The 20087-nt window shown below is 56.7% G+C and carries 15 protein-coding genes; 12 read left to right on the plus strand and 3 right to left on the minus strand.

Annotated elements, in window-relative coordinates; all coding sequences use genetic code 11:
- Positions 1-26 precede the first annotated feature (26 nt).
- From tssM to G5171_RS03880, 12 genes are all read left to right on the plus strand, one after another.
- Positions 27-3518 carry a type VI secretion system membrane subunit TssM gene (gene tssM, locus G5171_RS03825; protein ID WP_421259854.1) on the plus strand — a complete coding sequence of 1164 codons (3492 nt, stop codon included), beginning with the start codon at positions 27-29 and terminating at the stop codon, positions 3516-3518.
- Between the two features lie 44 nt (positions 3519-3562).
- Positions 3563-4993, plus strand: a complete 1431-nt coding sequence (locus G5171_RS03830; RefSeq protein WP_216978378.1) for a VasL domain-containing protein — start codon at positions 3563-3565, stop codon at positions 4991-4993.
- A 308-nt stretch (positions 4994-5301) separates the two neighbouring features.
- On the plus strand, positions 5302-5589 hold the full coding sequence (locus G5171_RS03835; protein WP_005347295.1) for a type VI secretion system PAAR protein: 288 nt from the start codon (positions 5302-5304) through the stop codon (positions 5587-5589).
- A 119-nt stretch (positions 5590-5708) separates the two neighbouring features.
- Positions 5709-7751: a type VI secretion system tip protein VgrG gene (locus tag G5171_RS03840; protein ID WP_216978379.1), complete on the plus strand. Its 2043-nt coding sequence runs from the start codon at positions 5709-5711 to the stop codon at positions 7749-7751.
- Complete coding sequence (locus G5171_RS03845) at positions 7751-8590, plus strand: DUF4123 domain-containing protein (RefSeq protein ID WP_421259855.1); 840 nt, start codon at positions 7751-7753, stop codon at positions 8588-8590. The genes G5171_RS03840 and G5171_RS03845 overlap by 1 nt, the downstream gene beginning before the upstream one ends.
- Entirely contained in the window at positions 8587-11577 is a 2991-nt protein-coding gene (locus G5171_RS03850) for a toxin VasX (protein ID WP_421259856.1), read from the plus strand. Before G5171_RS03845 ends, G5171_RS03850 begins: the two co-directional genes overlap by 4 nt.
- Position 11578: 1 nt before the next feature.
- Positions 11579-12307 carry a hypothetical protein gene (locus tag G5171_RS03855; RefSeq protein WP_216978382.1) on the plus strand — a complete coding sequence of 243 codons (729 nt, stop codon included), beginning with the start codon at positions 11579-11581 and terminating at the stop codon, positions 12305-12307.
- Positions 12308-12453: 146 nt separating this feature from the next.
- A complete protein-coding gene (locus tag G5171_RS03860; protein WP_421250419.1) occupies positions 12454-13182 on the plus strand; it encodes a hypothetical protein in 729 nt (242 codons plus the stop codon).
- A gap of 67 nt (positions 13183-13249) precedes the next feature.
- Positions 13250-13975, plus strand: coding sequence for a hypothetical protein (locus G5171_RS03865; RefSeq protein ID WP_216978384.1), 726 nt, complete (start codon positions 13250-13252; stop codon positions 13973-13975).
- A gap of 173 nt (positions 13976-14148) precedes the next feature.
- Positions 14149-14868: a hypothetical protein gene (locus G5171_RS03870; RefSeq protein WP_421250418.1), complete on the plus strand. Its 720-nt coding sequence runs from the start codon at positions 14149-14151 to the stop codon at positions 14866-14868.
- A 176-nt stretch (positions 14869-15044) separates the two neighbouring features.
- Positions 15045-15764 carry a hypothetical protein gene (locus G5171_RS03875; protein WP_216978386.1) on the plus strand — a complete coding sequence of 240 codons (720 nt, stop codon included), beginning with the start codon at positions 15045-15047 and terminating at the stop codon, positions 15762-15764.
- A gap of 114 nt (positions 15765-15878) precedes the next feature.
- Positions 15879-17246, plus strand: coding sequence for a tetratricopeptide repeat protein (locus G5171_RS03880; protein ID WP_421259857.1), 1368 nt, complete (start codon positions 15879-15881; stop codon positions 17244-17246).
- 111 nt (positions 17247-17357) lie between these two features.
- On the opposite strand, the gene G5171_RS03885 is transcribed toward G5171_RS03880, so the two are convergent.
- Genes G5171_RS03885 through G5171_RS03895 form a run of 3 tightly spaced genes read right to left on the minus strand, consistent with a single transcriptional unit; the run spans position 17358 to position 20067 of the window.
- A complete protein-coding gene (locus G5171_RS03885; protein ID WP_421211868.1) occupies positions 17358-17882 on the minus strand; it encodes a protein disulfide oxidoreductase in 525 nt (174 codons plus the stop codon).
- The gene (locus G5171_RS03890; protein WP_421250416.1) at positions 17879-18028 is read right to left on the minus strand and encodes a hypothetical protein; all 150 of its coding nucleotides are present in this window, start codon (positions 18026-18028) and stop codon (positions 17879-17881) included. The genes G5171_RS03885 and G5171_RS03890 overlap by 4 nt, the downstream gene beginning before the upstream one ends.
- Entirely contained in the window at positions 18025-20067 is a 2043-nt protein-coding gene (locus tag G5171_RS03895; RefSeq protein WP_421259858.1) for a protein-disulfide reductase DsbD family protein, read from the minus strand. Before G5171_RS03895 ends, G5171_RS03890 begins: the two co-directional genes overlap by 4 nt.
- Positions 20068-20087: the final 20 nt, after the last annotated feature.

Raw genomic sequence — 20087 nt, forward strand, 5'->3', positions numbered from 1 at the left:
ATTGAGTCGGAGTTGGATCACATTTTATGTTCAAAACCATTTTTACCTTGTCGAGGCAACAGCTGCCGAAACTGAAACCCTCCTGGCCCCTGCTCGGTGCTGTGCTGTGGGTTGTCGCCCTGATCCTGGTGTGGTGGCTGGGGCCTCGCATCGAGATCCGTGATGCCAGGCCATTCGAGGCCTTGTGGGGGCGGGTGGTATTCACCCTGCTCTGGCTCTGGTTGCTGCTGGGGGTACTCTCCTGGCGGGTATGGCGCAAGATGAAACAGCTCAAGGCCGAGCGCCGGCATGAGGTGCTGCTGGAGCAGGATCCGGTCAAAGGGCTCATCGACAAACAGGCGCTGTTCCTCGATCGCTGGTTGCAAGCTCTGAATGAACACCTTGGCAAGGGGGCGCTCTACGCCATGCCATGGTATCTGGTGTTGGGGCTGCCCGGCAGCGGCAAGAGCAGCCTGATCCACCGTGCCAACCCGGCCAACAAACTCAATCCCAGGCTCGATACCGAACTGCGGGACGTGGCGCAAGGCCAGCTGGTCGATTGCTGGCTGGGGGAGCAAGCGGTGATGCTGGATCCGGCCGGTGTGCTGTTGTCCCAGACCGAGCAGGAGCCGGAGTCTCGCAAATATGAGCGGCTCTGGCTGCATCTGCTGAACTGGCTCAACGAGCATCGTCGTCGCCAGCCCCTCAATGGTCTGGTATTGACTGTTGATTTGGCGTGGTTGTCTGCGGCCAGCGTGGCCGAGCGCAAGGCCTATGCCCAGCTGATGCGTGCCCGGTTGCAAGAGGTGTCGGCCACCATGAATACCCGGCTGCCGCTCTATGTCACCTTCACCAAGCTCGATATGCTGCGCGGCTTTGATGTGGTCTATGAACAGCTGGATAAAGAGGCCCGTGACGCCGTGCTGGGGGTGACCTTCAACCCCGGCAGCAGTCAGGGCAAATCCTGGCAGCAGGATCTGGCGCTGTTCTGGGATCAGTGGGTCGACAACCTCAACCGCAATCTGCCCGAGATGATGCTGGCCCGGCTCGATGCCGCCCAGCGCAACGCCCTCTTCTCGTTTGTCCGTCAATTGGCGGGTCTCAAGGATTATGTGACCAGCCTGCTCGATGAAACCCTGACCATTGAAGAGAGCAAGCCACTGCTGGTGCGCGGCGTCTATATCAGCTCCGTTTATCAGCAAGGTGTCCCGTTCGATGCCTTTGCCCAGGCCGCTTCCCGGCGTTACAGCTTGCCCGAGCCGATCCACTCCGCCCTGCGCGGGGAGTCCAACACCTATTTCGTGCGCAAGCTCTTCTCCTCGATCATCTTCCCGGAGGCCCATCTGGCCGGAGAAAACCGGCTGCATACCCTCTATCGCCGCCGCCGGATGACCATAGGCCTCGGCTGTTTGTCGCTCTTCTCTGCCGCCCTGATCGGTGGCTGGCACTACTTTTACCGGGTCAACGAGGAGGCGGGTCGCAATGTACTGACCAAGGCGCAGGCCTTTATGGAGACGAATGAGGTGGCCGATGCCCACGCCTTCGGGGTGAGCCAGTTGCCGCGTCTCAACCTTATTCGCGAGGCGACCCTCTCTTTTGGCAACTACCGGGAACGCATGCCGCTGGTGGCGGATCTCGGCCTCTATCAGGGGGACGAAATTGGCCCCTATGTGGAGGGATCCTATCTGCAACTGCTGAGTCTGAGCTTTCTGCCGGCCCAGATGCAGGGGCTGCTGGACGATCTCGACCAGGCGCCGGCTGGTAGCGAGGAGAAGCTTGCCATTCTGCGGGTGATGCGGATGCTGGATGATGCCTCTGGTCGCAACAAGGAGCTGGTGGAGCAGTACATGGCCAACCGCTGGCAAAAAGCGTTCCCGGGGCAGGGGGCAGTGCAGGAGCAGCTGATGGGGCATCTTGACTATGCCCTCGATCATACCGACTGGCATGGCGCTCGTGCCGCTCGTGATCAGGCCGCCATCACGGCATTTTTGCCGTTCAAGGAGCCGGTGTATGGCGCCCAGCGGGAGCTCGGCAAGCTGCCCATGTATCAGCGGGTCTATCAGAATCTGGTGGTGAAGGCGGGCGATGTGCTGCCGCCTGCTCTCAACGTGCGTGACGAGGTGGGCCCCGCCTTTGATACCGTCTTTGCCCTGCGCAACGAGAGTGCCGGTCAGGTGCCGCGTCTGCTGACCTGGCCCGGTTTCAGCGATTTCTTCCTCAAGCAGGACAAGGCGCTGCTCGACCTGACCGCCATGGATGCCTGGGTACTGGGCCAGCGCAAGCTGAGCCAGTTGAGCGAGGCCGATCGCAAGGATATCACCCGTCAGGTCAACGATCGTTACGTCACCGATTACGTCAACCAATGGCAGACGTTGCTGACTAACCTTGACATCCAGCCTCTCTCCAGCCCCGAGCAGGCGCTGGATGTGCTCTCCACCATTACCGGTAATGACCAGCCGTTCCTGCGGGTGCTGGCCGCACTGGATGATAACACCCGTATTCGCAAACTGTCCGATGTGGAAGGGGATCCGGCACAGGCACTCACGGCGCGTATCGGTCGACCCTTTATGGCCACCAACGGTGTCTTGACCAGTCGTGGCGAGCAGGGGCCGCTGATTTCGGAAGTGAACCAGAAGCTGATTGAGCTGCAGCATTATATGGAGCTCATCGTCAATGCCACCGAGCCGGGACAGTCTGCCCTCAAGGCGGTGCAGTTGCGTCTGGCCAACAAGTATGCAGACCCGGTCTTTGCTCTGCAGCAGTATGCCCGTGGCCTGCCAGACCCACTCAATCGCTGGGTGGGGCAGCTGGCGGATCAAAGCTCGCAACTGGTGGTCGATCTGGCGATGTCATCCCTCAATCAGGAGTGGCAGGAGAAGGTGTTGGCACCGTTCAACAGCCAACTGGCAGATCGTTATCCGTTTAACCCGGGCTCAGCCAAGGATGTGCCGCTCTCAGAGATGGAACGTTTCTTTGCCCCCGGCGGCACGCTGGACAGCTTCTATCAGGTCAACCTCAAGCCGATGGTTGAAGGCGGGCTGATGGAGGGTGAACTGAGCTCACCCATTCAGGCCGAGCTGGTCAAGCAGCTGGATCGCGCGGCGCGCATCCGCCAGACCTTCTTCAGTCAGCAGGGCAATCTGGAGGTGCAATTTGCCCTCGAGCCCATCGAGCTCACCGCCAACAAGCGGCGTAGCGTGCTCAATCTGGATGGCCAGTTGCTGGAGTATGCCCACGGTCGTCGCAACAAGATCCCGCTGGTGTGGCCAAACACCATGCGCGACGGGGCCGAGAGCAAGATCACCCTGGTACCGGCTGCTCGTGAACGGTCGCCGCGCAGCGAAGGCTTTGTCGGACCCTGGGCCATGTTCCGCCTGATGGACAAGGGGGAGCTGACCCGGGTCAACGACGCCACCTTTGATGTCCGTTTTCCAGTGGATCACGGCGCCATGACCTATCGGGTCTATACCGACAGTGCCCAGAACCCCTTTACCGGCGGCCTGTTCAGCCAGTTCAGATTGCCTGAATCCCTCTATTGATCATGCAGGGGGGCATACGAGCCCCTCTCATCTTGGAAGCCGATATGTCACAGAATCAACAAGGCCAGCAGGCATTGAAGGTGGGGCGAGACCCCAGAATGTTGCCGGAATACGAGGCGCTGCGCGCCGAGATCAACAAGCTCAGTCACGCCTCCCGCCCCGAGGTGGATTGGGTCCGGATCCATCAGCTCGCCAGTCAAATCTTTGAAAAGCACGGGGTGGATCTGCAGACCGCCATCTACTTCACCCTGGCACGATCCCGGCTGCAGGGATTGAGTGGCTTTACCGAAGGGTGCGAGTTTCTCGCCAATCTGATCGTCACCCAGTGGGAGAGTGTCTGGCCGCCGTTACACCAGGAGCGGGCCCGTATCGAGATGCTCGACTGGTTTATCGCCCGCATCAGCGACGTGATCCGCCAGTACCAGATCAGCCACGAGGACAAGCGGCTGATCTACCGCTGCGAGCGTGCACTGCAACTCATCAGCGAGAAGTTGCACAACGTCGGCCTCAGTCGCATTCCCCGGGTCGAGAATCTGGTGCACTTCATCGAGGGGTACACCCATCTGTTTGACGAGACAGAGATCGTCATCGTCTCCGATGAGCCGGGACTCAAGGAGGAGCTGCAGATCCCGCCGATGGTCTTTTTCAAGCCGGATATTGAGCAGAGCCACGGCAGCGTGGCTTCGGCATCGACCCCGCACCTGCCTCAGGGCAGCATTCTGGTGGGGCGCGAGAAGGGACAGGTCAAGCCGACTGTGCTCAAGATCGAGCCGCATCGAAAACAGCGGCCCGCCTGGTTCTGGTTTGGTTGTGGCCTGCTCAGCTGCGCTTTGCCCATGATGGGGTGGTTTGGGTGGCAACATCAGCAGCAGGAGAAGGCTATCGCGGCGCAACGGCTGCAACAACCCGCCGCAGCGCTGCCACAGGCCCTCAGTTATGACGATATTCGCCAGGCACGTATCGTACTGGGGGAGCAGACCCTGCAGGGGATGGAGAACGAGCTGGTGTCACGTTATCAGGCCCAGTTGGACCGACTGGAGCGGGCCTCTCCCCTCTACTGGTACCGTTATGGCGATGGGCTGCGCAATTCGCTGCAGATGCTCTATCCCGACTCGCTGGCGGTCAAGGCCCTCGACAAACAGTGGCAGACCGCGCTGGCTGGCCAGCAGGGTGACCTCAACCGGGTGCCAACCTATCTGGAGGCGCGCGCCGGGGTCGATGCCCTGATCGCTCAACTGCTGGAGCTGGAGCGTCAGCGCAAGACAGTCACGATTTCCTACCTCAAATCCCAGCTCTACGAGGTGCAAAAGAACCTGATGCAGGGGATCCCGTTCAGTGTGCGACTGAGCGAACTGGAGGCTCGAAAAGCGTCGCAGGAGCCTATTACAGCCGCCGAGCTGAAAGGAATAGAGAGTGACTTGCAAGCCCTCAATATTCGGCTTTACCAACTACAGCATGGGTTACCTGATAGTTGATTACTCTGTGTTACGCAATATTTTGCGCACGATATGGAGTGTTTAACTATAGGTGCAACATTTGGCAGGGAAATTGCTCAGTTTGCGCAATTCCTTGCTAACAGCCCACCCTGTTGTTTATCGAAAAATGGTAACTGGCTGATTTTATTTGGTTAATTTTACCGATGCTGAATGGCATAGCCTGTGCTGTGGCCTGTTCTGTTTATTCGTTGTTTATCAAAAGTCCCTGTGCCCGGAGCGTTTCACCGGCTGTCACAGGGGCAGAGGGAGGATGCCGTTGCGTCTCCCCGCTCATATGGAGAATGACTATGTGTCCCGCTATCGCACTGCTCGGTGACATTGGCACCGACCACGATGGCTTTCCACCGACCCCGGTGATAGCTGCCAGTCCTGACGTGTTCCTCGATGGCAAGCCTGTGGCCCGTCAGGGTGATCCACTGGCACCCCACGACAAGCCCAACAATCCACCTCACCCGCGCAGCATCGCCGGAGGCGTAGGGTCTGTGCTGGTCAATGGCAAACCTATCGCTATAACCGGCACCGCGGTGGATTGTGGTGGCGTAGTGATTGGTTCCGGTAGCGGACAGGCCGGTTAGAGAGTGCTGTCACTGTTTTGATCGGTTATGAGGTAAGGCCGTCAATGATGGCTTTATCTCATCATCGAACCACCAAGTAGCGCGCCGCGGGCGTGCGGTAGCTATGGAGAAGGCACAAGATGGCCAATAGCACAGGATTACAATTTACCGCCAAGGTGGGGGCGCTGCCCGAGAGCACCTTCGTGGTGGCCAGTTTCCAGCTGGATGAGGGGCTGAACCGGCCGTTCAATCTGCAGCTGGAGGTGGCCAGCAGCCAGCCTGATGTCGACTTTGGCGCCGTGCTGGACCAGCCCTGCGAGCTCATGGTGTGGTACAACGGCGAGCTGCAACGCCGGGTGTGCGGGGTAGTGAGCGAATTTGCCCAAGGGGACAGCGGCTTTCGTCGCACCCGCTATCAGCTGCAAGTCAAACCCGCCCTGTGGCGACTGGGGTTGCGCCAGAACTCCCGCATTTTTCAGGCGCAGAAGCCCGACGAAATCCTCAGCATCCTGCTGCAAGAGCACGGCATCACCGACTACGCCTTTGCCCTGAAAAATGAGCATGCCCAGCGCGAGTACTGCGTCCAGTATCGCGAGACCGACCTTGATTTCGTGAACCGCCTCGCAGCCGAAGAGGGCTTGTTCTACTTCCACGAATTCGAGCAAGGCAAACACCGCATCGTCTTTGCTGACGATGCCGCAGCCCTGACTGCCGGCCCCGAGCTCTTTTTCAACCTTGGCAACCGTTCGCTGGAACAAGGTCCTTACGTGCGCCAGTTCCACTACCGCGAGGCGGTGCGTCCCTCTGATGTGGAGCTCAAGGACTACAGCTTCAAGACCCCGGCCTATGGCCTCTCCCACAAGAAGCTGGGCGCAGAGCTTGAGCATCAACGGGACACTTACCAGCACTTCGACTACCCGGGCCGCTACAAGCAGGACCCGAGTGGCAAGGCGTTTGCCCAGCACCGGCTCGATGCCCTGCGCAATGACGCGGTGGCAGGCAGTGGCAAATCCAACTGCGCCGCCTTGTTGCCGGGCCAGCACTTTTCATTGACCGAACACCCCAACGGTAGCCTTAACACCGACTGGCAAATCGTCCATATCCGCCACACCGGTGAGCAACCCCAGGCGCTGGAGGAGGAGGGCGGCAGCGGCCCGACCGTCTACCACAACGAATTTGGCGTGGTGAAGGCAAGCACCACCTGGCGGGCCCGCGTCGGCAGCCCCGAGGCGCCCCACAAGCCGATGGTGGACGGCCCGCAAATCGCCATCGTAGTCGGCCCCGAGGGCGAGGAGATTTACTGCGACGAGCACGGCCGGGTGAAGCTGCAATTCCCGTGGGACAGATATGGCAGCTCCAACGACCAGAGCTCCTGCTGGGTGCGAGTATCGCAAGGCTGGGCCGGCGGCCAGTACGGCATGATGGCCATCCCGCGTATCGGCCACGAGGTGATTGTCTCGTTTCTGGAAGGAGACCCTGACCAGCCCATCGTGACGGGGCGCACCTACCACGCTACCAACCGGCCACCGTATGAGTTGCCGGCCAACAAGACTCGCACCGTGCTGCGCACCGAAACCCACAAGGGCGAGGGTTTTAACGAGCTGCGTTTTGAAGACCAGGCGGGGCAGGAAGAGATTTATATCCACGGTCAGAAAGACCTGAATGTGCTTATCGAAAATGATGCGGCGTGGCATATCAAGCACGACGAGCACCGCGATATCGACAACGAACGGGTCACCCGCATCAAGGCCAACGACCACCTGACGGTGGAGGGTGAGAAGCGTGACCAGATCAAGGGGGACTATTCGCTGACGGTGGATACCTCCATGCATCAGAAGCTGGGTCAATCTCTGCTGGTTGATGCTGGTCAGGAGGTGCATCACAAGGCTGGCATGAAGATCGTGATGGAGGCCGGCGCCGAGTTGACCCTCAAGGTGGGTGGCAGCTTTGTGAAGCTCGACGCCGGTGGCGTCACGCTAAGCGGTGGCTCCATCAAGATGAACTCCGGCGGCAGTCCTGGCTCTGGCTCCGGTTGGGCTGGGCAGATGCCGATCCAGCCCGGTGCGGTTGAGGTTGTTGCCCCCCCTGTGCCTATGGATCCGGTGCGCCAGATTGCAACGCTCAAATCGGCAGAGCCGGTCTGCGAGATTTGTGAACAACTGGCCAAGGGGGAGAGCCAGTAATGGTTTTGCCCGAGTTTGATTTGGCCAAAGGAGAGCAACTCTATCTGCTGCTCGATGGCGGGCAGATCCCCGAGCTTGAACGGCAGTTGTTTGAGGTAACCGATAGCCCCGTTTACCAGCCACTTTATCTCTACGCTCCATGGGATAGTTTGCGGGAGGTCTCGCCCTGTCTGGTTGAGGCCAGCGAGCCCTTGCTCAGCCGGTTTCAGACGCTGCCCGCCAATGCCGGATGGCTGCTTTCATCCCCTTTGTCCCTTTTGCCGCTGGCTGACCAGTTGCGCCAGCTTATCGAGGTCGAAAGTCCCTACGGTAGCCGTATTCTGCTCAAACTGGCAGCGCCGGAAACCATGGCATGTCTATTGGTGGATGCGGATCCCTGGTATTGGCGAGGGATCACACAGGTCTGGCTGCCAACCCGCACAGGTTGGCTCCATTGGCAGGTCAAAGAGGCACTTGCCGAGCCGATTGGCGATACATGCAGACTAACCGATGCACAGTGGGCACGTTTGAGTGACGTGAGCTGGCAACACCAGTTGGATGCAACTTATCACCACATGGCGCACTGGTTTCCTGCCCGATTGGCGCAGCAGAGTGATCCGCAGAACTGGATTGCCCGCTGGGCCGAGCAGGCTTATCAACTTGGATTTCAGACCGAACGCGACTTGCTGCTGTTTTTCAATGTGTTGGGATTTTTGGGCGAGTCGTGGTGGCAGGACGATGCCTATCCGGTCGTGACCAAGTTATTGACTACCCCCTCGGCACAGACCCCGTCACAACGTGTTGAACAAGCTGCCAGCTGGGCAGAGCAACACGTCATTGCACAGGAAAGAACCTCATGAGCACCCCTAATCAAGCAGCTGGCGCTGCCGGCAACAAGGATTGCAAAAGTCCGGTTGGCACTTGCCCTTTTAAAAACAAAGAGATGGCTCTGGTGCCGGTGCGTTATGCCCTAGATGAGCTCTTTGACGTGCCAGCCAAACAACCTCATCCCTTACCGTCGAAAGGGTTCAAGGGCGCCCTGGATCTAAAGGCAACGCCTTACACTTTGCGCCAACTGCGCGATGGCTGGCTCTATGTCTTTGATGAAAAAGCAAAAATTCTCGACGAGTATGAGGTTAAAGGCAGCCAATTTATTCACGAGAGCAAGGGAAGCAAGGGGCATCTGCTTTATCCGGCCAACCACAAGGTGGCGATGGCCTTCTCCCATCAGCGCTGGACCGAGCGGCTGAAAAAGGCGTATCGCAAAGAGAGCGGCCTGCGCAGCAAAGGGATGCGCTCTTTTAATCTGCTCTCGCTGGCCAGCAAGATGGGGGGCGAGCATGCGGGATTGCTCGACCTGCTCTCTACTCACGTAGCCGACATGGGCTTGCCCAACAAGGGATTCGTCAATAGTTGTGCCCCCCTTAAGGCTCCCGCAGGTATTAAACCTGGCAAGCTGTGGCACGACAAACCCGCAGGCTCACCGGAGGCTAGCAAGGCTGGCATACCAGATTTTAAGAGTGCTCTGGTGGTGGCACTCGATGACCTTATCTCGGATATGCACGATGTGACCGAGCGCCTGAGCGACATCATCCTCCGCTATGAACATCCCTTTCATGACGACAACACCCGCCACCGCTGGAACATGGCCGGTATCACCGAGATGCTGGCTCTGCCACAGCTTGATGAGAGCAGTTTGCCGGTCTCAGCCAGAGGCGACCGTCTGGCGACCTTCAAGCTCAAGAAGCAGTTGCAGTCATATCTGGTTGCCAACCATGACTACAAAGAGCGTAAGGGGAGTGGTAATCACTACATCGATCTGGGGGCCGAGCAGCGCCTGATGGCGCAGCATGCTGAACTCAAGCTGCTGGGCCTCAACCCCGACAAGTGGGCCAGCTGGCCTGGAGTGCGTTTTGATGACGAAGTGAACTGGTCTGGGCTGGAAGGGATTATCCAGCAATATGCGCGGGGCGTGGATGCTCTGCGTCCGCGCTGGCTGGCGACCTATGACGATGCCCTGCAGTTACTGCAGGCGTTACCGACCTCCCCTTTGCTGTTGGGGCTTGATAGCCAGACGGAGGATACCCAGACCCTCTTGCTGGCCAGCAGTAGCCAGTGGCTCTTTAGCCTGTTTTTTGCCCCCGATACCCAACGGGGGGCCGCGCTGACCAAGGCATTGAAAAAGGGGGCGCTGCCCGCGCTGGCACACTACGGCTTTGATATCGAAGTTAAAAAAGAGCTCGAGAACAATCCCGGTTGGATTGGGGTGGGCAATATCACCGGTGTCGCCAATGCGCTGGCGGCGATGGAAGCGATAGCCAGTAACCATCTTCTGAGCAATAGCAAGCTGTTTGGCGGGTTCCATGAGGCGGCCAAGGCAACCATGAGCGCCCTCAAAGCGGCCATCGCCGGGGCGGCCATCAAGCCATGGCAACAGCTCAGCGAGTTGCTGCATCCCCATCTGCTCAGCGGTGAAAAACTTGGCCGCACTCTGAGTCTGGTGGTACTCGAATCCATTCACACCGGCCAGCAGGTGCGCATCAACTCCGCATTTGCGGCCGAGAGCAAAGCCTTTGTGGCTCAGGTGCAGGGCAACCTGCTTGGCAAGTTGGCAACGCCCGGCAAGATAACAGAGGGCCACCTTGGCCGGATGAAGGCGGCAGGCGCCGAGTGGTCGCAGCTGAAATGGCCCCGCCTGTTATTGCTGGAAGGCGGTTTGCAGCAGGATTTTGAACGTAAGATGACCAGCTACCTCAATTTGCAGCGGCAAGGGGCGAAAGGGGCACAAGCGGCTGCCAAGGTGTGGCAAGAGTGGGGCAACTTTGGCGGGTTGGCGGCCCTGCTCAACATCGCCAACCTGACGGTGGCGCTGCAAGGGTATGACGAGAGCGCGCGCAAACTGCATGGCAACCCTGCTGCACAGCAGGAGCTGAGCCGCAACCTGGCCTACACCGCCGCCTGGACCGGCAGCGCTATGGTCGCCATCAAGCAAGGGCAGGTGGTGGTGCCTGACCATCTTCTTGAGAAACGCTTGGCTCTTGCCATGAAGGAGAACCCCGCCCTGGTGCGCCGCTTTGCGCTCACCACTGGCTGGATGACCGGGCTGGGGCTGCTGGCGGCGGGGCTGGAGGCGTGGGAAACACGCGCCAAGCTAAAGGATGATACCAATGCCGATATGGAGAGATTTGGTTACCAACTCAAGCTAGGTGGCCTGATCGCGCAGGGTATACCAGCCTTGTGGGCTTCCGGGAATCTGATAGCTGGAGCATCACTTGGTGCAATCTGGGCTCCCTGGATGGTTGCCGCTATCGGTATCGGCAGCCTGCTCTATCTGGCCGCCACCGTGATACTGGCACGCTACAGCCGTCTGCCTATTGAGCGCTGGCTGTTGCAATCCACCTGGGGCACCAAACCAGCCGGGTGGCCTGCGGCTGAAGAGTTGCTCCAGTATGAGCGGGTTGCCTGCCAGCCGACGGTGGAGCTCAAGGGGGAGACGCTGACCGTTGCGCTGCCGCCGCACCTGCGCACTATCACCTTGCAGCTGTCGATAAGGCGCCTCGGTTATGCGCCCTCCGGCCAAAGCTACCCCGCGGTGAGCGCAGTATTAGGGCCTGCGCAAGAGGCCGCCATCAAGATGACCAGCCAAGAGGCGGGGCAGGTGACATTGGTGGTCGCGGCCAATCAGGGGGATGAACTGCAGTTGCAGATAGGTTACCCGGCGGAAGAGAGTTTAAGTGGCCAGCCCTTGCGCTTTATGGCCCGCGGTACCTTGGCCAAAGGGGTGGTATTGACCGCTGAGATCGATGATAAACTGCCCGCCCAGGGCACCTTGATAGAGTTGAAATAAGATGAGTGACACCACAGAGCACAAGCAGAACGCAGAGAGTGCAGAGGCTGATGGCGCCAACCACTACTACAGCGAGCAGTACCTTGAGTTGCAAAAGGAGCCGGTTTTATATGAGTGGCAGATTGATCATCGGCAGAGGTTGGTGAGAGAGATGGCTGCGGGTTTATGCGGTTTACTTTGGTTTATTGGTTTAATGATTTTTATTAACGGTGATAATGAGCATGACTGGCAAATAACTCTCATGTTTCTGGTGTTTGGTGTATTAGGAGCACTTCAAGGACGTTATCTTTTTTCGCCTAATCAACTCTATCACTACCGAATGACTGCCAAGGGGATTTACTACACCCAGCAAGACAAGATCCCGGAAGTGGCTTATAGCATTATGCGTGGGATTGGTGGTTTGTTGATTGTGGGTAGCATCATTGCAGTCGGCTTGGTAGGCCCGCTGGCATTGGCCGGTGCAGGTGCAGGTGCATTTCTGGCCTTTAAAATCACCAATATGAAGCCAAGGATCCGCCATTATGGGTGTATTTTTAAGGGGGCAGGTGAAATATCAGTTTTTGGCAAGCTGTGCGGTATGGAAATCATGGAGATCCCGTATAGTGGAGGGGAATACGCACTCGTATTTAGCAAGCCGGAGGAATATCAACGTGTACTTGGTGATATCACGCGAGCGTTGCCGCACTATAAAGTGATTGAAGCTGCGAGCCGTAAGGAGTTTGGTTATTGAGACATGGGGACAAAGAAGCTGTAATTAAGCTTCTTTGTCCTTTGATTGACTAATAACAGAGCAAGATAGGCGACCCGGTGGCAGAGCGTTTAAGCGGCCAACCCCTGTGCTTTATGGCCCGTGGCACCTTGTAGAGTTAAAATAAGATGAATGACACCACAGAGCACAATCATAACGTAGAGAGTGCAGAGGCTGATGGCGCCAACCACTACTACAGCGAGCAGTACCTTGAATTGCAAAAGGAGCCGGTATTATATGAGTGGCAGATTGATCATCAACAATATCGCGTGTGGTTAGCCATTGCAGTGGTTGGGGGGGGGCTGTGGGCCATCAGTATTGGTTTTTTAATATTTGGTAATAATAATATTGACAGACAGTTAAGTCTTTTCTTTTTTGTTTCAGGTGTTTTGGCTGCGCTTCAGGGGCGTTACTTATTTGCACCCAATCAACTCTATCACTACCGAATGACTGCCAAGGGGATTTACTACACCCAGCAGGACAAAATCCCGGAAGTGGCTTACACCATTGCACGCGGGATTGGTGGCTTGCTGATTGTGGGTAGCATCATCGCAGTAGGCTTGGTTGGCCCGCTGGCGCTTGCCGGTGCAGGTGCAGGTGCATTTCTGGCTTTTAAAATCACTAATATGAAGCCGGAAATAAAGTATTTAGGTGCACTTTATACCGCAGAAGGAACATTGAAGTCATATAGAAAGGATAATGCGTTCATTATTGAAAGCTCACCCTTTAAGTTAGTTAATCACATAGTGATTAACTGCAATGCTGATGATTTTGATCATGTTTACAAAATAGCCAGGCAGTTCACCCCGAATCATAATGAAAGAGAAGTCTTTACGTATCGTGAATTCAGAGGGTGAACAGGTTGAGAGGCTATGTTGATGCTGCCTCAACCTGCTCAGAGGCCAAATAAAGAGTTGAAATAAGATGTGTGACGCCACAGAACGGCAGAGCGTAGAGAGTCCAGAGGCTGATAGCGCCAACCACTACTACAGCGAGCAATACCTTGAATTGCAAAAGGAGCCGGTTTTATATGAGTGGCAGATTGACCATCGGCAGAGACTTGCATGGGAACTTCCGATTGCCATAGGTGGCTTTCTTTGGTCAATCGGGATCTATTTGTTATTAACGAATGGTGAGGGTTTTTTCCCTAGGAATATATTCCTTTTTATTTTTGGGGCTGTCGCAATACTTCAGGGACGTTATCTTTTTACCCCCAATCAACTCTATCACTACCGAATGACAGCCAAGGGGATCTACTACACCCAGCAGGACAAGATCCCGGAAGTGGCTTACACCATTGCTCGCGGCATTGGTGGTTTGTTGATTGTGGGTAGCATTATTGCAGTGGGTTTGGTGGGCCCTCTGGCACTGGCCGGAGCGGGGGCGGGTGCATTTCTGGCCTTTAAAATTACCAATATGAAGCCAAAAATAAATCATTTTGGACGTTATTTTCACTCTGGTGATGGCACATTCTCTACATTTAGGTCTGGGTACTCAATAAAAATTGAAAGCATCCCTTTTAAAGTTCAAAATTTCTGTGTTGTACATTGTATGCCTGAAAATTTTGAGGAAATTTATGCGTTTATGAAAAAACAGCTTCCTCAATTTGATGAGATGGAAGTGTTAAGCCGCAAAGAGTTCGGTTATTAAGCCATGTGGCAGAGAGGCTGCAATTCAGCTTTTCTGCCCTTTGATTGACCAATAATGGTGCCACCTGCAATAGCGCCTGTCAGCCTCAAGGGTCAGCAGCTTGAGATCGGGTTACCCGGTTATATCAACAATCAAGCTGCCAGTGAAAGGCACCATCATAGGGTTGCAATAACATGAGTGAAACAACAGAACAGCCGCAGAACGCAGAGGCTGATGGCGCCAACCACTACTACAGCGAGCAATACCTTGAATTGCAAAAGGAGCCTGTTTTATATGAGTGGCATATTGACCATGCCCCGCGAGCAGCATGGTCATCGTCACTGTTAATGGGTGGTGTGTGTTGGCTAATTGCATTAATGGTTTTTATTAATAGCGATAGTCAGAACCCCTGGCCGTTAATTTGGGTGCTTTTAATACTGGGTGTGTGGGGTGTTATTTTTTCGCGCTACTTAACTGACCCCAACCAGCTCTATCACTACCGAATGACTGCCAAGGGGATCTACTACACCCAGCAGGACAAGATCCCGGAAGTGGCTTACACCATTGCACGCGGGATTGGTGGCTTGTTGATTGTGGGTAGCATCATTGCTGTCGGCTTGGTGGGGCCGCTGGCATTGGCCGGTGCAGGTGCGGGTGCATTTCTGGCCTTTAAAATTACCAATATGAAACCAAGAGTGTTTCATAGTGGCTGTCAGTTCAAAGGTTTTGGTGGTCTTTCCATATTTAGAGATGTTTATGGGATCAAAATTATAGAGATGCCAAGAGAGACGGGGCAGTACGGCATTGTGTTAACACACAAGGAAGATTATGAACGCGTGCTAAATGATTTAGCTCGTTCACTCCCTGACTATCAAATTACCGAAGCCAAGTCGCGCAAAGAGTTCGGTTATTAAGCCATGGGGCAGAGAGGCTGCAATTCAGCTTATCTGCCCTTTGATTGACCAATAATGGTGCCACCTGCAGGCGCAGCGCTTTGTGGCAAGAGCAACCTTTACCAGTGGAGTGGTCTTGACCGTAGAATCTGATATCACACTGCCAGTGAAAGGCACCATCATAAGGTTGCAATAACATGAGTGAAACAACAGAACAGTCTCAGAACGCAGAGGCTGATGGCGCCAACCACTACTACAGCGAGCAATACCTTGAGTTGCAAAAGGAGCCGGTTTTATATGAGTGGCAGATTGCTCATCGGCAGAGGTTGGTGAGAGAGATGGCTGCGGGTTTATGCGGTTTACTTTGGTTTATTGGTTTAATGATTTTTATTAACGGTGATAATGAGCATGACTGGCAAATAACCCTCATGTTTCTGGTGTTTGGTGTATTAGGAGCACTTCAAGGACGTTATATTTTTTCACCTAATCAACTCTATCACTACCGAATGACCGCCAAGGGGATCTACTACACCCAGCAGGACAATATCCCGGAAGTGGCTTATACCATTTCTCGCGGCATTGGTGGTTTGTTGATTGTGGGCAGCATCATCGCTGTGGGTCTGGTGGGGCCGCTGGCACTGGCCGGTGCAGGTGTCGGTGCATTTCTGGCCTTTAAAATAACCAATATGAAACCTCAAATAAATCATTATGGTTGTAAGTTTTCCAAAAAAGCTGACATCACCATTTATAGAGGTGTATATGGCATTGATATATTTGGTCGGCCATTTGACTCTGAGGGGCATGCAACCATATTCACTAACGCGCAAAAATACGAAAACGTATTGAATGATATTATTGGTTTCTTACCTGAACATAAATTGATAGAGGTTTCGACGCGCAAAGAGTTCGGTTATTAATTCAGGGCGAAGAGGCTGTAATTCAGCTTCTTTGCCCTTTGATTGACCAATAACGGTGCAATTTGCAATAGCGCCTGTTTTATTCTCATTTTTTCACTCTGCGAAGGATTTCCCATGACATATCGAGTCTTATGCCTGGCAGTGGCAGTCAGTGTGCTTGCAGCCTGTTCTTCCACTGCCCCACGTACTGACGCCGAGCTATCCCAAGCTGCAAAGCAGGGGGATGGCCGCGCCCAATATGAGCTGGCCAGACGGCTGGCAACCCAACCCGATTACCCCAATGCCATGCACTGGATGCAGCAAGCGGCTGAGCAGTCGGGCCCCTTGGCTGCCGATCAGCAGATCCGCGCCAACGCTGCGTGGCAAGTGGGTGACTGGTATCAGGCCGGGCTCGGTGAGCCCAAAAATCCGGCGCTCGCTACCCAGTGGTGGCAACGCTCTGCGCGGCTTGGCAACACCCATGCCAGTTATCGACTGGGCGTGATGTGCCAGGAGCAGCATCAAGGCAAACTGGTGAGTGAATGCCTCGACTGGTTCGAGCAGGCCGCCAAGCGGGATCATGCTGACGCTCAGCTGGTACTGGCCCGCTGGTACAGCACCCAACCGGGGGCCGATACGGATGCCGTCAAGTGGCTTGAACGGTCCGCAGAGCTTGGCAACCGTGATGCCCAGTACCTGCTGGGCGAGCGCTATGCGCAAGGTAAAGGGGTCGCCAAACGGCCGGATCTTGCGCAGCGCTGGAACGACAAGGCAGCAGCCCAGCAGCAACCGGACGCTTTGCTAAAGCAAGCCAGACAGGCCGCCCCTATCCATGGGTTCGCTGCCTATCAACGGGCTGCCAATGCCGGTTCTGCTGAAGCCGAGCTCTGGCTTGGCCAGGCTTATCTGGCCGGGGAGTTGGTATCAGCAGACCCTGCTTTGGGCCGTTACTGGCTGGAGCTGGCCGCTGCACACGGTTCCCATGAGGCCGAATATCAATTGAGTTTGCAGCAGGTAGACCGGGAGCAGCAGATCCACTGGTTAATGCGTGCTGCTGACGGTGGTGTGACCAGGGCATGGTTCGATCTGGCAGCACTGCAGCAGGAGCAAGGTGAACTGGAGCAGGCCAGAGCCAGCTATGCCAAGGCCGCCCGGAAAGGGAATAGGGCTGCACTCTATGCCTACGGTGAAATGCTGCGTTTGGGGCAAGGGGGTAAAGAAGATTACGCGTTGGCACTCAAGCAGTATCGGCAGGCGGCCCAACAGGGTGATCGTATGGCGCAATACCGGATGGGAACCATGCGTGAAGAGGGACTGGGGGCTCCGCGTAACCGGGTACATGCCTATGCCTGGCTGTCATTGGCAGCAACAGAAGGGATGCCGGAGGCGGTGCAGGCTCGCGACGAGCTGGAAGCAGCGATGACCAAGCCGGAGGTCAAACAGGCGCAGAAACTGTCGGAGCACTGGTTTGGCAAGATGCCATCACCGGTGGGGAAAAGCTAAACAGCGTAGCTGCGGGCTCCGGCCTTTTTCTGAATCGAGGTCAGAACGATACCATTGCGGCCCCTCTTCAGCGGGAAGAGGGGCCGCAATGGTGTTCCTAGGCGGGCCGAGTTAGCCGAGGCTGGCCCAGGCCAACCGCAGTTTCAGTCCCGGGCCAGAGCTCCAGCCAGTGGTGGTGCTCACCACTTTACCCTGCTTGATGATGAGGAAGCTGGGGGTGACGCTCACCTGCCAGCGGGCGGCAAGGTCGCCATGCTCATCATTGTGGGTCGGGAAGGTCAGCCCCTTCCTGGCTATCCCCTGCTGCAACCTGGCTGGGTCGCCGGAGCGCAGCGCCACTGTCAGCACGTTTTCGCCGTCTCGCCATAGCTGCTCCACTGTCGGTGTGGTAACACGGCAGACTGCACACCAGCTGGCCCAGTAATAGATCAGCAGTGGTCTGTCCCGGCTCATTGTCTGCAGGTCGGCCAGAGTGCCATCTTGCAGCAGCAGTTTAGGCAGCGGGCTTCCCTCTGGCAGCGCCGGACTGCGCCAGAGGTCCAGCGCTGTCGAGATAATCACCGCCAACAGCAGCAGCCAGAGGGCTTCCTTGCTCCAGCGGCGCAGACGGAGGATTCGGGATGATGTTGCTGTCATGACTGCCCCTTGATGACCAGTGCGTTTTTGACGTTGCCCCCGAGCGCTATATGAGGGAGATCAGCCGATTGCCGATAATTTCCCCCTTGCGCTGCGGGTATGCCCCGCTCTTCCGGCAGGATCTGTATGAGCAGGATATATCTCATCTTGTTTCTCCTTGAACAGGGGCGTGCGCAGCTTGCTCCAGAGTGGCCAGCAGAGTTGCACGATCTAGCAGCGGAGAGAGGATCTCGCCACCTGGTAGCCCGGGGCCATAGATTTGGTTGAAAGGAATGGCCACACTGCCGCGTTGGCGCAAGAAGCCGGCGATGCTGTCGGAGGGGCGGCTCCAATCCCCGCGCAAGGCCACCACATCGGGGGCACTCAGGGCTCGTTGCACATCATCGCGCAGCAGCACGTTGAATTTGTTGGCTTTGCAGGTGATGCACCAGTCGGCGGTCACATCGACGAAGACCCGCTTGTGTTGTGCCAGGGCGTCCTGGATGGCCAGCTCCGAGAGAGGCTGCCAGTTGACGTTATCCTGTGGTGGTTTGCCCTCCATGGTGAAGGCGCTGCCGAGCAGCAGGGCGGCGACCAGCAAGCAGCCCAGTGCCAGCCCCAGGGTTACACCGCGAATACCGTGGCGCCATACGACCGCCAGCAGCAGGGCCACCAATATCAGCACCATCAGGATCACTACCCTGTTATGGCCGATATGGTTGCCAAGCAGGCTGAGCAGCCAGAGGCTGGAGCACAGCATCATCAGGCCGAGCAGGATGCGCAGGCGCCCCATCCAGCGTCCCGGTTTTGGCAGCCAAAGCGCGAGACGGGGCAGGGCGGCGATGAGCAGCCATGGCAGGCTCATGCCAATCCCCAGTGCGGTAAAGACAAGCCAGAGTTGACCGGATGGTGCCCCGAGCGCAAAGGCGACTGCGGTGCCAAGGAAAGGGGCGGAGCAGGGTGTTGCCAGCAGAGTGGCAAAGCAGCCCTGCAGAAAGTGACCGGCCATGCCGTTGCCACCTGCGGTTGCCAGGCGGGTGTTGACATTGCTGGATAACCTGATCTCGAACAGCCCCAGCAGGTTGGCACAGAACAGCAAGGTCACCACGACCATGAAGCCGATAAACCAGACGCTCTGGAACTGGATACCCCAGCCGACGGCCCCCTGGGTGGCGCGCAGCAGGGTGCTCATCAGTGCCAGCGTCCAAAAGGAGACCAGGATACCTGCGCTTGCCGCCAGGAACTGCAAGCGAACCGGGCGACGCTCACGGGTCTCCAGTTGCAGTACTGATCCCAGCTTGAGGGCCAGCACCGGCAACACACAGGGCATCAGGTTGAGAATAAGCCCACCAAGCAGTGCAGCCCCCAGGATCCAGCGCAGCGAGTGGCCACCAGCGGGTAGTGGCAGGGGATCACCTATGGTGACCTGGCGCTGCCAGGCTTCATCACCATTGACCAGTACCACGCCCAATTGCTGATGACGGATATCCGGTGCATCCCCTTGCCAGCCATCGCTGACCGGAATGCGGGCAATCAGGGTATTGCCCTGCACCTCCAGGCTGGGCTCGCCAAACTCGACCCCCTCCAGCTGCTGGAGGAAAATCTGCGGAGCCCGCCACCCCTCTTGCTGCTTAGCGCTCAGCTGTAGCCGGTTTTGCTGGTAGCCAGCCTGGAGGTTGACGCTCTTGGGCATGGCTTGTGGCAGCTTGCTCATCGCCTGTGCATAGGCAAGATCGAACCCGTCCGGTGCCGTACCATCCAGAGCAAGGGCAAAAGGGTAGTCGGTCAGGATGCAGACGTTGCTGCAGGTTGAAAGGCGTAATGTGCCGGTCAACTCTTTGCGGTTGCCATGGCCAAGGCTGATGGGAAAGGTAACGGCCTGCTGATACCCCTGGGTCGACATGCCGCTGACCGCGAATCGCTCTGGCACTGGCCAGTGCCATTGTTGAGTGAGTTGGGGATCATCCCAGAGAATTTCAGGGGCAATTCCCCCTTCACCCGGGTTTTGCCAATAGGTTTTCCAGCCGGACTCGAGTGCCAGACTGAGCAGCATCCGGGGCTGTGCCGGATCCCGGCTATCTGCTTGCAGCCGGATTTGTGCGTGATCGTTGCGGGGGCTGGTGAGCCAGCCGGTATCGCTGGCCAATCCGATGGATTGCCACAGCAGGCTGCCCAGCAAGAGGGCAGTCTTGAAGATGTTTGACATGGTGTTGTCTCTTGAAAATG

Origin of the sequence: Aeromonas sp. 600774, from assembly GCF_049175075.1 — a bacterium.
Taxonomy (GTDB): Bacteria; Pseudomonadota; Gammaproteobacteria; order Enterobacterales; family Aeromonadaceae; genus Aeromonas; species Aeromonas veronii_A.

Excerpts from the sequence above, each read along its gene's own strand:
- G5171_RS03895 (WP_421259858.1), bottom strand. The coding sequence starts at position 20,067 with ATGTCAAACATCTTCAAGACTGCCCTCTTGCTGGGCAGCCTGCTGTGG.
- G5171_RS03830 (WP_216978378.1), top strand. The coding sequence starts at position 3,563 with ATGTCACAGAATCAACAAGGCCAGCAGGCATTGAAGGTGGGGCGAGAC.
- G5171_RS03855 (WP_216978382.1), top strand. The coding sequence starts at position 11,579 with ATGAGTGACACCACAGAGCACAAGCAGAACGCAGAGAGTGCAGAGGCT.
- G5171_RS03845 (WP_421259855.1), top strand. The coding sequence starts at position 7,751 with ATGGTTTTGCCCGAGTTTGATTTGGCCAAAGGAGAGCAACTCTATCTG.
- G5171_RS03880 (WP_421259857.1), top strand. The coding sequence starts at position 15,879 with ATGACATATCGAGTCTTATGCCTGGCAGTGGCAGTCAGTGTGCTTGCA.
- G5171_RS03850 (WP_421259856.1), top strand. The coding sequence starts at position 8,587 with ATGAGCACCCCTAATCAAGCAGCTGGCGCTGCCGGCAACAAGGATTGC.
- G5171_RS03870 (WP_421250418.1), top strand. The coding sequence starts at position 14,149 with ATGAGTGAAACAACAGAACAGCCGCAGAACGCAGAGGCTGATGGCGCC.
- G5171_RS03875 (WP_216978386.1), top strand. The coding sequence starts at position 15,045 with ATGAGTGAAACAACAGAACAGTCTCAGAACGCAGAGGCTGATGGCGCC.
- G5171_RS03890 (WP_421250416.1), bottom strand. The coding sequence starts at position 18,028 with ATGAGATATATCCTGCTCATACAGATCCTGCCGGAAGAGCGGGGCATA.
- G5171_RS03865 (WP_216978384.1), top strand. The coding sequence starts at position 13,250 with ATGTGTGACGCCACAGAACGGCAGAGCGTAGAGAGTCCAGAGGCTGAT.
- G5171_RS03885 (WP_421211868.1), bottom strand. The coding sequence starts at position 17,882 with ATGACAGCAACATCATCCCGAATCCTCCGTCTGCGCCGCTGGAGCAAG.
- G5171_RS03835 (WP_005347295.1), top strand. The coding sequence starts at position 5,302 with ATGTGTCCCGCTATCGCACTGCTCGGTGACATTGGCACCGACCACGAT.
- tssM (WP_421259854.1), top strand. The coding sequence starts at position 27 with ATGTTCAAAACCATTTTTACCTTGTCGAGGCAACAGCTGCCGAAACTG.
- G5171_RS03860 (WP_421250419.1), top strand. The coding sequence starts at position 12,454 with ATGAATGACACCACAGAGCACAATCATAACGTAGAGAGTGCAGAGGCT.
- G5171_RS03840 (WP_216978379.1), top strand. The coding sequence starts at position 5,709 with ATGGCCAATAGCACAGGATTACAATTTACCGCCAAGGTGGGGGCGCTG.